This is a genomic window from Rhodococcus sp. TAF43 (genome assembly GCF_052113525.1).
GTDB lineage: Bacteria > Actinomycetota > Actinomycetes > Mycobacteriales > Mycobacteriaceae > Prescottella.
The window spans coordinates 38,229-53,666 of sequence record NZ_JBFRDL010000007.1; the positions used below are offsets into that span (position 1 = coordinate 38,229).

The following is a 15,438-nucleotide window of genomic DNA, read 5'->3' on the forward strand; positions in this document are numbered from 1 at the left end:
CGAGGCACGCGAACAGGGCCCGATTCGGTCGGCGGACCGAACCCGACAGTTCCGCGGGCGTCTCCAAACGAGTCTAACAGTACGCTTGTCCTGTGAGACTGCAGGGTCTTGCCGAGTTCCGGCCGAGGCTGACGGGCCTGCTCGCGTCGGTCCAATCCTCACGCAGTCGGCGCGCGGGCGCAACGGACGAGGCGGTCTCGGCGGCGGGCCGTCACGTACTGTGCAGTGCACGCTTGCCCTTCGTCACCGAACCCGGATGAGAGATGTCTGCTCCTATCGCGCATGCCCTGCTCCCGCTCGTCGCCACCATTCCCGATGGCGTCTCCGTCGACTCGGTGCTCGCGGACCTCGCGGACGACGGAGTCTCGGCGCCCGCATCGGACGTGGAGGGTCTGCGCGACGTCGTGATCCGCGCCGAGGAGCACGGGATCAAGCTCAGTGTCGTTGTCGTGGACAAGGATCCGGGCCGATCCGAGCAGTTGCGGGACCTCGCGACCGAGGTGGGGCAGACCGAGGGCGGCACGGTGCTGGTGCTCGGACCGTCGGCGCCCGGCACCTACAGCGACACCGTGAGCCGGGTCGTGCTCGAGGGTGCGCAGGACCGCACGTACACCGGTAACCCCGTCGAGTCGGCGAACAACTTCGTCGACGAGATCACCGAGCCCGGTACGCCGTGGGGCCTCGTCACCGCCCTCCTGGTGCTGGTGGTGGTGCTGGTGGGCGGGGTCTCCTACTTCGCGAAGTCGCGCCGTGGACCCGCCCCCGCGTCTGCCCCGTCCGGTCCGGCCGTGGGCGCCGATGCCGATTCCGACGGGGACAGCGCCGCCCGCTGACGCCCGGCGTTCGCCGCCCGAACTCCCACCCACCGTCCCGACCGCCCGTACCTGCGCGAGGGCCGTCGATTCGGCGTATTCGCGCCATTTCCCCAGGTCGAATTACGTCCACGTCATTTGTGACAAGAGTTCACCAGAGAGCGCAAAGTGTCGTACGGTGCCAATGGCACTTTTTGGGGAAGAAGTGTCGCGAGAGTGATGTGACGATTCGCGTGACCGTTGTGCCGTCACGCGATCTGCGCGTCGCCGGCGGTGCCGTCGGCGTACCTCCCCGCACGGGTCGGACAAGCCGCCGGCCCGGTCACAGCCTTAGGGAGGGTGTTGTGAGGCGGAGGGGTTCTAGGAGTTCACGCGGTGGCGTGCGACGTCCGGGCTTCTCGCGGACGCGTTCACGGTTCGCCCGAGTCGTGTTGGGTGTGAGCATCGTCGGCGCGCTGGTAGCGGGGACACCGGGCATCGCGGCCGCCGTGCCGCCGCCACCGCCCAATCCGTCCGATGCCGAGATCCAGAGCGGCAACGCGCAGGTCTCGGAGGGCGTCGTCCAGGTGGGTGACCTCATCAACCGAGTGGCCACCGCGAACCAGGAGTTGTCGCGGCTCGACGACGAGGTCGCGATCAAGCGCGAGGACGTCAATCGCGCCCTCGTCGACCTGCAGAGCGCTCGGGACGCCGCGGATGCCGCGGGCGGCATGGTGGCGCAGAGCCAGCAGGCCCTTCGTGACGCCGGAACGCAGATCGAGCAGGCCCAGAAGCGGTTCACCGACTACGCGGTGTCGAGTTACACCAAGGGGCGCAACGTCGCGTCGCTGTCGTCGTACTTCGGTGCCGAGGGGCCCGACGACATCCTGGACCGCGCCCAGATCATGCGGGTGCTGTCGGGGAGCCAGAGGGCGGTTCTCGAGAACCTGCAGCGGGCGCGGACCGAGCAGGCCAACCGGGACTCCGCCGCCCGCGAGGCCAAGCAGCGCGCGGACGCCGCGGCAAGCGAGGCCGAGTCGAAGAAGGCGGAGGCGGAACAGGCGATCGTCTCGGCCCGGAGTGCGCTCGAGGAACAGGCCACCCGGAAGGCTCGGATCGAGGCCGACCGCAATTCGGCCCAGGCGCAGCTCGACGCCGCCCGGAGCAACGTTGCCGGACTGCAGGGCCAGCGCGAGGCGTACATCAACTGGGACAACCAGCGGCAGGCGGAGGAAGCAGCCGCTGCCGCCGCCGCTGCTGCCGCCGCCGAGGCCGCGCGGCGGGCCGCGGAGGATCGCGCGGCGAACGAGCGGGCGGCCCAGCTGGCGGACGGTGAGCGCCCACACACCCAGATCGACGACGGGGACTCCGGCTGGACGCCACCGGCCCAGTCCCAGCCTCGCCCGATGTCTCCGGCCGTCACCGGGAGCGCGGCGATCGAGACGGTGATCGACCGCGGCATGTCGCAGCTGGGCGTCCCGTACGCGTGGGGTGGCGGGAACGCCAGCGGCCCGACACTGGGCATCCGCGACGGCGGCGTCGCCGACAGCTTCGGCGACTTCGACAAGGTCGGATTCGACTGCTCGGGACTGATGATCTACGCGTTCGCCGGTGTCGGAATCTCCTTGCCGCACTACACCGGATATCAGTACACGGCGGGCACCCAGGTGGCGTCGTCGGACATGCGTCGTGGCGACATGATCTTCTACGGCCCGAACGCGAGTCAGCACGTCGCCCTCTACCTCGGCGACGGGCAGATGCTCGAGGCGCCGCAGTCCGGGTCGATCGTGAAGGTCTCGCCGGTGCGGTGGGACGGGATGACGCCCTACGCTGTCCGTATGGTGTCCTAGGTCACCTCGCCTGCGTGCGGGGAACGGGTGACACCTGGAATAGTTGAGCGGACAGTCGAGTCGATGAGAACGATCTAGGTGGAAGCGGGGATTCTTGGTGACCTCACGTGACGGCGCGGTAGCTGGGTCCGGCTCGGAGGGAGCGCACGCGAGCGCGGGGGCGCCGGCGTCCGATCTCGCTCGTGACGTGCACACCCTCGAGCGGGCGATCTACGAGGTCAAGCGAGTCATCGTCGGGCAGGACCGCCTGGTCGAGCGCATGCTCGTCGGCGTGCTGGCCAAGGGGCACGTGCTGCTCGAGGGCGTTCCGGGCGTCGCGAAGACGCTGGCCGTGGAGACGTTCGCGAAGGTCGTCGGCGGATCGTTCTCCCGCGTGCAGTTCACCCCGGACCTCGTGCCCACCGACCTGATCGGTACCCGCATCTACCGGCAGGGCCGCGAGCAGTTCGACACCGAGCTCGGCCCGGTCGTGGCGAACTTCCTGCTCGCCGACGAGATCAACCGCGCACCCGCGAAGGTGCAGTCGGCGCTGCTCGAGGTCATGGCCGAACGCCACGTGTCGATCGGCGGCAAGACGTATCCGATGCCCGAGCCGTTCCTGGTGATGGCGACGCAGAACCCGATCGAGAACGAGGGCGTCTATCCGTTGCCGGAAGCCCAGCGCGACCGCTTCCTGTTCAAGGTGCTCGTCGACTACCCGTCGGTGGAGGAGGAGCGCGAGATCGTCTACCGGATGGGCGTCGCCGCTCCGGAGCCGCATCAGGTTCTCGACGCGCACGAACTCGTCCGACTGCAGAAGGTCGCGAGCACCGTGTTCGTCCACCACGCGCTGGTCGACTATGTGGTCCGTGTGATCGCCGCGACGCGCACGCCTCGACAGTTCGGCCTCGACGACGTCGCCGGTTGGATCGCCTACGGGGCGTCGCCGCGCGCGACGCTCGGCATCATCTCCGCGTCCCGCGCCCTGGCGCTGCTCCGCGGACGCGACTACGTCGTCCCGCAGGACGTGCTCGAAGTCATTCCGGATGTGTTGCGCCACCGTCTGGTTCTGTCGTACGACGCGCTCGCCGACGAGGTGTCGCCGGACGACGTGATCACCCGGGTGCTGCAGACCGTCGGGCTGCCGCAGGTCGGCGCCCAGCCGGTTGCGCCGGTGGCACCGCCGGCGTTCGAGCCCGCGCACCTGTCCTCGTCGGGCACGCAGCAACAGTGACCCGTCGCGCGGGAGCAGTGCCGTCGTTCCGCTCCGGATCGCTGCGCGACCCGGAACTGACCGCCGCCCTGCGGACCCTCGAACTGACCGTCCGCCGACGCCTGGACGGGGTGCTTCACGGCGATCACCTCGGTCTGATCCCCGGTCCGGGCTCCGAACCGGGCGACGCCCGCGAGTACCAACCCGGTGACGATGTGCGCCAGATGGATTGGTCGGTGACCGCCCGCACCACCCATCCGCACGTCCGGCAGACGGTCGCCGACCGGGAGCTCGAGACGTGGCTCGTGGTCGACCTGTCGTCGAGTCTGGACTTCGGAACCGTCGGGTGCGAGAAGCGCGACCTCGCGGTGGCCGCGGCCACGGCCATCACCTACCTCGCCGGCGGCAGCGGGAACCGGATCGGTGCCATCGTCGCCACCGGGGATCGGACGGTGCGGATTCCGGCGCGTGGGGGCCGCGTCCACGCGCAGGCGATGCTCCGGCGCATCGCGTCCACCCCGCACGCCGCCGACGGTGTCCGCGGCGACCTGCGCGGCGCGCTCGAGTCGCTCCGCCGCCCGGAGCGCCGACGCGGTCTCGCCGTGGTCATCAGCGATTTCCTGGGGCCGATCGACTGGGAGCGCTCGCTGCGCGCCCTGTCCGGCCGGCACGAACTGCTCGGCGTCGAGGTACTCGACCCGCGCGATACGGCGCTGCCCGACGCGGGCGACGTCGTGCTGTTCGACCCCGAATCGGGTCGGACGCGGGAGTTCTCGACGACACCCCGGTTGCGCGCCGACTTCGCGCGCGCCGCGCAGTCGCATCGCGACGACGTGGAGGCCGCGCTGCGACGCTGCGGGGCACCACGACTGAGCTTGAGTACCGATCGGGACTGGATCGCCGATGTCGTGCGGTTCGTCACCTCCCGTCGGCACAGCTACGGCGCTCCCGGGACCCGGGCGGCGCGCGGATGAGCCTGTCGCAGTTCGCTTCTCCCTGGTGGTTGTTGTTCCTGGTGGTCGTGGCGGGGTTGGCCGCGGGCTACGTCGTCATTCAGCGTCGCCGCCAGAAGCACGTGTTGCGCTTCGCGAACATGGAGCTGCTCGAGAAGGTCGCACCCAACCGGCCGAACCGGACCCGGCACATCCCGATCGCCCTGATGCTCGTCGGGCTGGTCTTCCTGACCGTCGCGCTCGCCGGGCCGACCGCCGACAAGCGGGTCCCGCGGAACCGCGCGACGGTGGTGCTGGTGATCGACGTGTCGCTGTCGATGAAGGCCACCGACGTCGAGCCGAGTCGTCTCGCGGCCGCGCAGGAGGCGGCGAAGTCGTTCGCCGACGGCCTGACTCCGGGGATCAACCTCGGGTTGGTCGCGTTCGCGGGCACCGCATCGGTTCTGGTGTCGCCGACGCCGAATCGCGACGAGACCAAGGCCGCGATCGACAACCTGAAGCTCAGCGAACGGACCGCGACCGGTGAGGCGATCTTCACCTCGCTGCAGTCGATCGACACGCTCGCAGCGGTTCTCGGCGGCAGCGAGCAGGCGCCGCCCGCCCGCATCGTGCTGCTCTCGGACGGCAAGCAGACCGTGCCGGAGAGCCCCGACGACCCGCGCGGTGGGTTCACCGCGGCCCGGCAGGCGAAGGACAAGGGCGTGCCGATCTCCACGATCTCGTTCGGTACGAGCTACGGCACCGTCGAGATCGAGGGCGACCGCATCCCGGTGCCGGTGGACGATCCCTCGCTGCGGGAGATCGCGGACCTCTCGGGCGGCAACTTCTTCACCGCGTCCAGCCTCGAGGAACTACGCGACGTGTACGACACGCTCGAGGAGCAGATCGGTTTCGAGAACGCCCGCGGCGACGCCAGTCGACCCTGGCTCGTCCTCGGCGTGCTCTTCAGCGCGGCGGGACTCGCGACGGCACTCGTGCTGCGGCAGCGCCTGCCCTGATCTGGTCCGTTACGTCGAATTCGTCCACCTCCGCCCGAAACCGGCAACCGAACAGATAGGTTGATCGCATGTCGAAATCCAGCTCCCCGTCCCGTTCCGTGCTCGTGACCGGAGGCAACCGCGGCATCGGCCTGGCCGTCGCGCAGCGCCTTCTGGAGGACGGGCACAAGGTTGCCGTCACTCACCGCGGGTCGGGTGTGCCGGAGGGCCTGTTCGGCGTCAAGTGCGATGTGACGGACGCGGAGTCGATCGACCGTGCGTTCAAGGAGGTCGAGGAGCATCAGGGTCCGGTCGAGGTCCTGGTCGCCAACGCGGGCATCACCGACGACACGCTTCTCATGCGGATGGACGAGGAGCAGTTCTCGCGCGTCATCGACTCCAATCTGACCGGCGCCTTCCGATGCGCCAAGCGCGCCAATCGGGCGATGCTGCGCGCCCGTTGGGGACGGATGATCTTCCTGGGCTCGGTCGTCGGCCTCGCCGGCCAGGCAGGCCAGATYAACTACGCGGCGTCGAAGGCCGGCGTCATCGGCATGGCGCGGTCGATCACCCGTGAACTGGGGTCGCGGTCGATCACCGCGAACGTGGTGGCACCGGGCTTCATCGAGACCGACATGACCGCGGAACTGTCGGAGGACCTGCGCGACACCGCCAAGAAGTTCATCCCGCTGCAGCGCCTGGGCAAGGCCGAGGACGTCGCCGCGGTGGTCAGCTTCCTCGCCTCCGAGGACTCCGCGTATGTCTCCGGTGCCGTGATCCCGGTCGACGGCGGCATGGGCATGGGCCACTAGGCCCTCCCGAAACATCACGCACCCACAGACTTTCATCTACAGGAGAAGCAACATGGGCGGACTGCTCGCGGGCAAGACCATTCTCGTCACCGGAATCATCACCGACGCATCCATCGCGTTCCACGTCGCGAAGGTGGCGCAGGAGCAGGGCGCGAAGGTGATCATCACCGGGTTCGACCGGCTCCGGCTGATCGATCGCATCGCGCAGCGTCTGCCGGAGCCGGTGCCGCCGGCCGTCGAGCTGAACGTCCAGGACGACGAGCATCTCGCGACGCTCGCCGACCGGGTCCGGGAGTTGGCGCCCGAGGGCATCGACGGGGTCGTGCACTCCATCGCCTTCTCGCCGCGCTCGGGTCTGGGTGCCCCGTTCCTGGACGCACCGTGGTCGGACATCTCCAAGGCGATGGAGATCTCCGCGTACTCGTACGCCTCGCTTGCCAAGGCGCTGCTACCGGTCCTCAACGACAACGCGTCCATCGTCGGCATGGACTTCGATCCGTCCCGTGCGATGCCGTTCTACAACTGGATGGGTGTGTCCAAGGCCACGCTCGAGGCGGTCAACCGGTACGTCGCCAAGGAGGTCGGCGTGCGCGGCATCCGCTCCAATCTCGTTGCGGCAGGGCCGGTCAAGACGCTGGCGGCGAAGGCCATCGCCGGCGACGCGACGGGCGCCGGAGCGGAGCTGAACAAGCTGAACACCGCGTGGGACAGTGCCGCGCCGATCGGATGGGACGTCGACGACCCGACCCCCGTCGCCAAGAGCGTGTGCACGGTGCTCTCGGACTGGCTGCCCGGCACCACCGCGTCGATCATCTACGTCGACGGCGGCTTCCACGCGGTGGTCGGCTGACCCGTCCACGGCGGTGTTTCGGCGACGGACGAGAATGAGGGCATGAGCGGTCAGCAGGACACGGAGTTCGACGCACTACTCGTGCTCTCGTTCGGGGGGCCCGAGAAGCCCGAGGACGTGCGGCCGTTCCTCGAGAACGTGACCCGGGGCCGGGGGATCCCGCCCGAGCGACTCGACGCCGTCGCCGAGCACTACATGCACTTCGGCGGGGTGTCGCCGATCAACGCGCTCAACCGCGACATCATCGAGCGCGTCGAGGCGGATCTGCGCGTCGCCGGGATCGATCTGCCGGTGTACTTCGGCAACCGCAACTGGCACCCGATGGTGGAGGACACCGTCGCACGCATGCGTGACGACGGTGTCCGCACCGCGCTGGTGTTCCCGACGTCGGCCTGGGGCGGGTACTCCGGCTGCCGGCAGTACCACGAGGACATCGTCCGGGCCCGTGCGGCGGTCGGCGCCGACGCTCCGACGCTCGCGAAGCTGCGGCAGTACTACGACCATCCGCTCCTGATCGGGGCCTTCGCCGACGCGATCCGCGTTGCGCGACAGCAGCTTTCGGGGAACGTGCGGGAACGCGCGCGGCTGGTGTTCACGGCGCACTCGGTTCCGATCGCCGCCGATGCCGCCGCCGGGCCCCCGGCCGAGGGCGGGCATCTCTACAGCCGGCAGGTCGCCGAGGCGGCCCGCCTGTGTGCGGAGGCCGTCGGCGTCGACGACTTCGACCTGGTGTGGCAGTCGCGGTCCGGTCCGCCGCAGGTGCCGTGGCTCGACCCCGACATCTGCGATCACCTCGACACGGTGGCCGCCGCGGGTGCCCCGGCGGTGATCGTGTGCCCGGTCGGGTTCGTGTCCGACCACTTGGAGGTGGTGTGGGACCTCGACACCGAGGCCCGCGACAAGGCCGCGGAACTGGGCATCGAGTTCGTCCGGGTCGCGACGCCGGGCACCGATCCGCGTTTCGCTCGGATGGTGCGCGCGCTGGTCGAGGAGCGGCGAACCGGCACGGTGCCGGCTCGGCTCGGACGGGAGCCGCTGCTGGGCGCCACCGTGGACGGGCTGCCCTGCGCCACCGAGTGCTGCGCGCCGGCGCGTCGTCCGACGGGTCGCTGACGCCGGACCCGCAGGCGCGTTTCCGAATGGAAACGCGGGATGTGGAGGGCTATGTTGGGCGGGTGCACGACACCCTCTATCACCGCTTCGAATTCTCGTTCATCGTTCCGCTGCTGACACTTTCGCGGGAGGCGACGATCGCGGAGGAGTTCGGCGGCCGCGTCGACGACCGTTCGGGGCTGCAGCTGCTGACGGTGACGACCGAGGGCATGCGCTGCGCGACCGCCGGCATGAGCCTGGTGGACCAGTTGGCGGCGCGGGGGGTGCGTCCGCTGCGCACCCATCCGGATCTCGTGACCCGGCAGGACGTCGCCGACCGTGCCGGGGTCACCCGCCAGGCGGTGGGGCAGTGGGTGCGCGGCGTGCGGCAGAAGGGAACCCCGTTCCCGGTGCCGTTCAACACCGTCTCCGGCGGCATCTGGCTGTGGGGCGACGTGTACGCCTGGCTGCGGCACCACGACTACGGTCGCGACACCGGCCTGCGATACCCCACCCTCGACGAGCACGTGCGGATCGACCGGCACATCGTGATGAACCACCGCGACGACTGAGCCGTCTCGGGGCCGTCTCGGAGCGGTCAGGCCCGGTGTGCCGACCCCGCGCACGCGGACACCGCGGCCACCCGGGCCGAACGGACCGCGGCCCACAGTGGGCGCAACAGTTCCTCGCGGGCGGCGGCGCTGGACGCCGACGGTGCCTCGGTGGGTGAATCGTCCTCGGCGACAGCGAGAATCGTGGCCACCTGGTCGGCGGAGTCGAGGATGCGCAACGCCCGCGTCGGGATCGCGTCGGGGTACCGATGGTGCGCGCGGTCGTCGAGCGCCTCGGCGATGCGCCGGCGGGGATCGCCGTCGGCGCGGCCGGTCTGCACCGACGACAGGCGCAGCAGTGCGTCGGCGGCGCCGCGGATGGCCTCGCGCATCGCGTACTCGGCCTCGCCCAGTCCCGTGTAGTCGGCCGCCGGCGGCACCGTCGCTATCGGAAAGACCGTCCACCGCAGCACGTCCGGTCCCTCGATCACGGGCACGAGGCCGGTTCCCGGATGCCCGGTCTCGCCGACGATCACGCCCTCGCCGGCGTCGAGCGCCGCCCGCGCGAAGCCGGTGCCGGCGGGCAGGCCGCGCACGTCACCCGGTGCCGGTAGGACGAGACGCACCTCGGCCCCCGCGGGCGCGGTGCCCTGTCGCACGATGCGCAGCAGGAGCGGCCCCGCGCCGTCCTGAACGCCCGGCCAGTCGAGCCCGGTCGACTGCGCGGTTGCGGCGTCGGAGGCGCCGACGATGTGCATCGGCGCCCACTGGTGCAGGGCGTCGATCACGTCGTCGGGGGCGCTGTCGCCGGCGAGCCAGGAACCGGCCCACACGGTCAGCGTCGCGCTGGGGGAACTCACGGTTAACGAGCATAGGACGGCGTGGCGACCGGCGCGCGCATGCCTTGCTCGCATAGCGTGAAGTGCCGTGAACGCGAGCAACAAGTACGGCGACATCTACGCCGGCCACCCCCGGACCCGGAAGCCCTCGATCCCGAAGGTGGCGGCGGAACGGGACCTGGTGGTCGAGGACGCGTCGACCGGATTCTGCGGGGCCGTCGTCGGCTTCGAACGCACCTACGACGGCGACTTCGTCCGACTCGAGGACGGTGCCCGGCGCACCCGGCTGTTCGCGATGCGCGAGGCCGCGTTCCTCATCGACGGTCGGCACGTCACCCTCGTCCGTCCCGCGCCGCAGCAGCAACAGAACGCGGCGGCGCAGCGTTCGGCGTCCGGTTCGACGCGGGTCGAGGGCCTGCGGGCCCGCACCGCGCTGCCCAGCCGGATCTGGGTGGAGGGCGTCCACGACGCCGCGCTCGTCGAGCGGGTCTGGGGGCACGACCTGCGCGTGGAGGGCGTCGTCGTCGAGCATCTGGAGGGGCTCGACAACCTCGCGGACCGGTTGGTCGAGTTCCAGCCGGGTCCGGGACGCAAGGTCGGTGTGCTCGTCGACCATCTGGTCACCGGCTCCAAGGAGGAGCGGCTGACGCAGGGCCTCGGGCCGCACGTGATGGTCACCGGCCACCCGTACATCGACGTGTGGGAGGCGGTGCGACCCAAGGCGGTCGGGATCGACGCGTGGCCGACGGTGCCGCGCGGCCAGGACTGGAAGACCGGTGTGTGCGACGCGCTGGGCTGGGGCACACCGCAGGACGGGTGGCGCCGCGTCTACGGCGCGGTCAGCAGTTTCCGGGATCTCGAGGCCCCGCTGATCGGTGCCGTCGAGCGGCTTGTCGATTTCGTCACCGTCGATTGATCCACAGCCGGGTCCGCGGTCCCGGCGGCCGCGTCCCGAGTTCTGGTTAGATGGTGGCGTGGCAGCTCTGATTTGGCTGGTGGCGGGGGTGTTGTTGGCGGCTGCGGAGGCGTTGGCGGGGGAGTTCTTCCTGCTGATGCTCGCCGGTGGCGCGTTGGCGACGGCCGGCTTCAGCGCGGTGACCGACTTCCCGGTGTGGGTCGACGCGATCGTGTTCGGTGTCGTCTCGGTCGCGCTGGTCTTGGGGGTGCGCCCGGTGTTGTTGCGGCGCTTCGAAGCTCCACCGCTCAAACTGACCAATGCGGCCGCGCTGGCCGGCAAACAGGCGCTCGTCCTCGAGGAGGTCGGGGCGCACGCCGGGCAGGTCAAGCTCGACGGTGACGTGTGGACGGCGCGTCCACTCGACGTCACCGAGGTGTATCCGCCGGGCACGACTGTGACGGTGATGGAGATCGACGGCGCGACCGCCGTCGTGTGGAGGGGACCGTAGAAGACATGGCAGCACTGATAGTTCTGGCGGTACTGGTCGTACTCGTCGTCGTAGTGGTCGCGAAGTCGGTGGCCCTCGTGCCGCAGGCCGAGGCGGCCGTGATCGAGCGGCTCGGCCGCTACGTCAAGACCGTGTCCGGTCAGCTCACGTTCCTGATCCCGTTCGTCGACCGGATCCGGGCCAAGGTCGATCTGCGTGAGCGCGTCGTGTCGTTCGCGCCGCAGCCGGTCATCACGCAGGACAACCTGACCCTGTCGATCGACACGGTCGTCTACTTTCAGGTGACCAACCCGCAGGCCGCGGTGTACGAGATCAGCAACTACATCGCCGCCGTCGAGCAGCTCACCATCACCACCCTCCGCAACGTGGTCGGCGGCATGACCCTCGAGGAGACGCTGACCTCGCGCGACTCGATCAACGGTCAGCTGCGCGGCGTCCTCGACGAGGCCACCGGACGTTGGGGTCTGCGCGTCGCGCGGGTCGAGCTCAAGAGCATCGATCCGCCGCCGTCGATCCAGGAGTCGATGGAAAAGCAGATGAAGGCCGACCGCGAGAAGCGCGCGATGATCCTCACTGCGGAGGGCCACCGCGAGTCGTCGATCAAGACCGCCGAGGGCGCGAAGCAGAGCCAGATCCTCGCCGCCGAGGGCGCGAAGCAGGCCTCGATCCTCGGGGCCGAGGGTGAGCGTCAGTCCCGGATCCTGCGGGCGCAGGGTGAGCGCGCCGCGAAGTACCTGCAGGCGCAGGGCGAGGCCAAGTCCATCGAGAAGGTGTTCGCCGCCATCAAGTCGGGCAAGCCCACCCCCGAGATGCTCGCGTACCAGTACCTGCAGACGCTGCCGCAGATGGCGCAGGGCGACGCGAACAAGGTCTGGCTCGTCCCGAGCGACTTCGGTGACGCCCTCAAGGGATTCGCGAAGACTCTCGGCGCACCGGGCGACGACGGTGTCTTCCGCTACGAGCCCACCCGCACCGAGGACGAGGACCTGCCGCGGCCCGAGGACGACTCGGAAGAGGTGGCCAGCTGGTTCGAGACCAAGACCGACCCGGCCGTCGAGCGGGCGGTCCGTGCGGCGGAGGCCGTCGCCCGGACGCCCGTCGAGAGCCCGCTCACCCAGGAACACCTGCTCGGCGGCACCGACGAGCCCGGCGAATTGCCTCCCGGCAAGGAGTAGGCCGTGCCGCGGTGACGCGGCCGCGGGCCTGTCGAGCGACGCACGCACGTCGCGGCATCGGCCATCGGGGCGATTGTCGTCATCGGAGGTGGGTGCCGAGGAACTCGACCACTCGGGGCACGACATAGTGAGCGTGGGTCATGACGCCGCCGTGCCCGGCGTCGGGGACGACGCACAGTTCGGCAAGGGGCATCTGTTCCACTGCCGCTCGGGCCTGGGTCGGACCGAGCAGTGGATCGAACTCGAAGGCGACGGCAAGAACCGGAACGGCGATCTTCGGCAGCCGGTCCATCCGGCCGTGGTCTCGGAGCCAGGCGTGAGACGCACGTGCCTGGGCGACTTCGCCGTCGCTCGACGTCCACTGCGCACTCTGATAGGCGGACATGGCGGCCCACTGTTCGACCATGGGCGACGCTGTGGCCAGTGCTGTGGGCGGCAGTGCCGTCAGGAGGGTCTGCATGGTCATCACGTCCGCAGGCAGAGCGCCCAGTTGATCTATCAGGGTCGATTCGCTGTTGACGACGGCATGCAGGAGGGGCGTGGTCGGACCGGGGCCGGCGATGAGGACTGCGGCGGCGAAGAGCTCCGGCTGTGTGGCGAGCAGGTGTTCGGCGGTGAAGCTGCCCAGCGAGTAGCCGACCAGTGCGGGTGGGCGGTCGAGATGGAGGGTGGCGATGAGGGCCAGCAGATCGTCGCCGAGGTCCTCGACCGTGCAACTCGCGGACGGTGCCTCGCTCGGTACGACGCCCCGAGATGCATAGGCGATGGCATCGAAGCCGTGGTCGACGAGGGCTGGGGTCAGCCCGGCAACGTCCCAGGCGACGGGAGGCATTCCCGTGCCGCCGATCAGGACGACGGGCGGGCCCTCTCCTCGGCGATCCACCCCGAGCCGGATTCGTCCGGTATCGATCATCTCCATGGCAGGGATTCAATCACCGGGAGCTCGGTGGAATGTCGACAATGACCTTCCTCTGACCTTCCTCTGACCTTTCGCTGCCGGCGCGGGCGCTACGGCAGCGCGATTGTCGCGAAGCCTCGGGACAGGTCGCTGCTCGGACGGAGCCTGTGGCCTCAGGTCAACAGCGCCCGGCCGACACCGGCGGCGGCCACGGCCCACAGCACGCTGGTGAAGGTGCCGATGATGAACTGCTCCGACGCGTGCGGTTCGCGCAGTTCGGGGTAGCGGGCGAGGCCCTTCACCGCGAGGACGATCGCGATGCCCTCGGGCCAGCCGGCGAGGATCGAAACGGCGACTGCGGCCCGTTCCAGGAGACCGATGACCCGGCCGCCGCGGAGCGGGCCGTCGTCGGGTTCCGGACCGGCGTCGGGCTGGCGGCGGGCGAACCGGAAGGCCGCCAATACCATCGGCGCGCCGCCGGTAGCGGCGGCCGTCACCGTCAGGACGTAGGTCGCGGCGAGTGCGAACCCCGTGACCGGGGGCGCGCCCGTCGCGGCGACGGCCGCACCGCCGAGCGCCAGTACGGCGACCACGGGCGCGATCCGGACGACCGCCCCGGAGTGCGCGGACGACGCCGCGAGGCGGCCCGCGACGGTCCCCACGAGCGCGGCGACCCCGATCAGGGTCAGGCTGAGTACGGTCATCGATCGGCCTTCCGGAGTAGTCGCTCGGTCAGTCGGCGGCCCGCAACCTCGGCTTGCCAGCCCGCGGCGGTGAGTCGCTGGGATACGGCCTGTTTGCTGATGCCGAGTGCGGCGGCGGCCTCGGCCTGCGTGAGGCCGCGTTCCATGAGCGACACCGCGGCGTGCCCCTGTGGGGAGCGGCGCGAGACGAGTAGCGCGACGAGGGTCAGTGCCGCGTCGGCGTCGGCGGCGGCATCCGGGTCGGCCGCCTCGACCGCGACGCCGCCGGGGGCCTTCTTCGCGCGTTCGACGGCCACCCGGGCGGCCTCGAACGCCGGCCCGCGACCGGCCCGCGTCTGGGTCGGCAGCGGTTCCTCGACGATCCCGATACCGATTCCGATGCTCCAATGACCTCGCCGAACGAGGTCCAGCACGAGGTCGACCACGGCGGCAGCGTCGTCGTCGACGGCCTGGACCTCGTCGCCGGCGGTGCGTTCGAACGGGCGGAGCAGGCGTCGGTTCCCGAGATCGGCGAGCAATGGACCGACGCGGTCGATGTCGCGTCGGCTGCCCCGTTGATCCACGGTCAGAACGAACATAGAGCAAGGCTAAGAGCTTGAAACCGGAAGATCAAGCTTCAAAGCTTTACTTTACGAAGTCCAGTCTCAATCCTTGACCGACTCGGGGGGTGGCGATACCGGAGTCCGCGCGTCGAGGATCAACCCCGCGACGCCCGCCGCGATGCAGACCGCCGAGAGCACCAGCATCGCCGGATTCGCCTCGCCGGTCAGGGCATCGCCGAGGAGCACGACACCCACCGTGCCGGGCAAGATGCCGACGATCGTGGCGGCCGTGTACGGGAGCGTGCGGATCGACGACACCCCGCAGCAGTAGTTGATCACCGAGAAGGGGATCGGCGCGATCAGTCGCAGCGATCCGACCGCGAGCCAACCGCGGCGTTCCAGGCGGAGGTCGACGGCACGGACCGCAGGATGCGTGAGGTGGGCGGCGACGGCGTCCCGGCCGATTGCACGCACCAGCAGCAGTGCCAACACCGCGCTGATCGTGGTCGCCGCGACCGTCACGGCGATGCCGGTGGCCGCACCGAACAGGACACCGGCGCTGATCGTGAACAGGGTCCGGGGGACCGGGGCCACCGTCACGACGACGTGCACGAGGAAGAAGATCAGCGGAAAGATCGGCCCGACCGACTCGGACCACGTCCGGACCTGGTCGATCGAGGGGTGCGGCACCATCGCGGCGGCGACGAACAGCACCGCCAGGCCGACGAGGGCAGCGAGGAGCCGGGGATCCCTCAGTCGCGCAATCACAATCGGCCAGGATACCCGCGCTCGACCTGGTTTCCGTC

Annotated in this window: 17 protein-coding genes; 12 read left to right on the forward strand and 5 right to left on the reverse strand. The window is 70.0% G+C overall.

Going from position 1 to position 15,438, the window contains the following annotated elements:
• The first annotated feature begins 263 nt into the window (after window positions 1-263).
• The 9 genes from AB4Z09_RS07205 to AB4Z09_RS07245 all read left to right on the forward strand — a co-directional run bounded on the left by AB4Z09_RS07205 (window position 264) and on the right by AB4Z09_RS07245 (window position 9,089).
• On the forward strand, window positions 264-833 hold the full coding sequence (locus tag AB4Z09_RS07205) for an Rv1476 family membrane protein (RefSeq protein WP_442239433.1): 570 nt from the start codon (window positions 264-266) through the stop codon (window positions 831-833).
• 359 nt (window positions 834-1,192) lie between these two features.
• Entirely contained in the window at window positions 1,193-2,641 is a 1,449-nt protein-coding gene (locus tag AB4Z09_RS07210; RefSeq protein WP_442239434.1) for an NlpC/P60 family protein, read from the forward strand.
• 97 nt (window positions 2,642-2,738) lie between these two features.
• A complete protein-coding gene (locus tag AB4Z09_RS07215) occupies window positions 2,739-3,854 on the forward strand; it encodes an AAA family ATPase (RefSeq protein ID WP_114723026.1) in 1,116 nt (371 codons plus the stop codon).
• Window positions 3,851-4,807, forward strand: coding sequence for a DUF58 domain-containing protein (locus AB4Z09_RS07220; protein WP_442239435.1), 957 nt, complete (start codon window positions 3,851-3,853; stop codon window positions 4,805-4,807). Before AB4Z09_RS07215 ends, AB4Z09_RS07220 begins: the two co-directional genes overlap by 4 nt.
• A complete protein-coding gene (locus tag AB4Z09_RS07225; RefSeq protein WP_442239436.1) occupies window positions 4,804-5,784 on the forward strand; it encodes a VWA domain-containing protein in 981 nt (326 codons plus the stop codon). Before AB4Z09_RS07220 ends, AB4Z09_RS07225 begins: the two co-directional genes overlap by 4 nt.
• Before the next feature lie 68 nt (window positions 5,785-5,852).
• Window positions 5,853-6,575 carry a 3-oxoacyl-ACP reductase FabG1 gene (gene fabG1, locus AB4Z09_RS07230; RefSeq protein WP_114723029.1) on the forward strand — a complete coding sequence of 241 codons (723 nt, stop codon included), beginning with the start codon at window positions 5,853-5,855 and terminating at the stop codon, window positions 6,573-6,575.
• Between the two features lie 52 nt (window positions 6,576-6,627).
• The gene (inhA, locus tag AB4Z09_RS07235) at window positions 6,628-7,425 is read left to right on the forward strand and encodes an NADH-dependent enoyl-ACP reductase InhA (RefSeq protein ID WP_442239437.1); all 798 of its coding nucleotides are present in this window, start codon (window positions 6,628-6,630) and stop codon (window positions 7,423-7,425) included.
• A 42-nt stretch (window positions 7,426-7,467) separates the two neighbouring features.
• Entirely contained in the window at window positions 7,468-8,538 is a 1,071-nt protein-coding gene (locus tag AB4Z09_RS07240) for a ferrochelatase (protein ID WP_442239438.1), read from the forward strand.
• Window positions 8,539-8,600: 62 nt separating this feature from the next.
• Window positions 8,601-9,089 (forward strand): helix-turn-helix domain-containing protein, encoded by a 489-nt coding sequence (locus tag AB4Z09_RS07245; protein ID WP_254622917.1) that lies wholly within the window; start codon window positions 8,601-8,603, stop codon window positions 9,087-9,089.
• 26 nt (window positions 9,090-9,115) lie between these two features.
• Here AB4Z09_RS07245 and AB4Z09_RS07250 read toward each other — a convergent pair whose 3' ends face one another.
• The gene (locus tag AB4Z09_RS07250; protein ID WP_442239439.1) at window positions 9,116-9,928 is read right to left on the reverse strand and encodes a hypothetical protein; all 813 of its coding nucleotides are present in this window, start codon (window positions 9,926-9,928) and stop codon (window positions 9,116-9,118) included.
• A 67-nt stretch (window positions 9,929-9,995) separates the two neighbouring features.
• Between AB4Z09_RS07250 and AB4Z09_RS07255 the strand changes: the two genes are divergently transcribed.
• From AB4Z09_RS07255 to AB4Z09_RS07265, 3 genes are read left to right on the forward strand one after another with little or no spacing between them, the layout of a single operon-like run.
• A complete protein-coding gene (locus tag AB4Z09_RS07255) occupies window positions 9,996-10,823 on the forward strand; it encodes a DUF3097 domain-containing protein (protein WP_442239440.1) in 828 nt (275 codons plus the stop codon).
• A gap of 58 nt (window positions 10,824-10,881) precedes the next feature.
• A complete protein-coding gene (locus AB4Z09_RS07260) occupies window positions 10,882-11,313 on the forward strand; it encodes an NfeD family protein (protein WP_114723034.1) in 432 nt (143 codons plus the stop codon).
• 5 nt (window positions 11,314-11,318) lie between these two features.
• A complete protein-coding gene (locus AB4Z09_RS07265) occupies window positions 11,319-12,488 on the forward strand; it encodes an SPFH domain-containing protein (protein WP_114723138.1) in 1,170 nt (389 codons plus the stop codon).
• 79 nt (window positions 12,489-12,567) lie between these two features.
• Here the strand turns inward: AB4Z09_RS07265 and AB4Z09_RS07270 are convergent, their stop codons facing one another.
• From AB4Z09_RS07270 to AB4Z09_RS07285, 4 genes are all read right to left on the reverse strand, one after another.
• A complete protein-coding gene (locus AB4Z09_RS07270) occupies window positions 12,568-13,407 on the reverse strand; it encodes an alpha/beta fold hydrolase (protein ID WP_442239441.1) in 840 nt (279 codons plus the stop codon).
• Window positions 13,408-13,559: 152 nt separating this feature from the next.
• On the reverse strand, window positions 13,560-14,090 hold the full coding sequence (locus AB4Z09_RS07275; protein ID WP_442239442.1) for a hypothetical protein: 531 nt from the start codon (window positions 14,088-14,090) through the stop codon (window positions 13,560-13,562).
• Window positions 14,087-14,668 carry a hypothetical protein gene (locus AB4Z09_RS07280; protein ID WP_114723037.1) on the reverse strand — a complete coding sequence of 194 codons (582 nt, stop codon included), beginning with the start codon at window positions 14,666-14,668 and terminating at the stop codon, window positions 14,087-14,089. The genes AB4Z09_RS07275 and AB4Z09_RS07280 overlap by 4 nt, the downstream gene beginning before the upstream one ends.
• Before the next feature lie 66 nt (window positions 14,669-14,734).
• Window positions 14,735-15,400 carry a TVP38/TMEM64 family protein gene (locus AB4Z09_RS07285; RefSeq protein WP_442239443.1) on the reverse strand — a complete coding sequence of 222 codons (666 nt, stop codon included), beginning with the start codon at window positions 15,398-15,400 and terminating at the stop codon, window positions 14,735-14,737.
• Window positions 15,401-15,438: the final 38 nt, after the last annotated feature.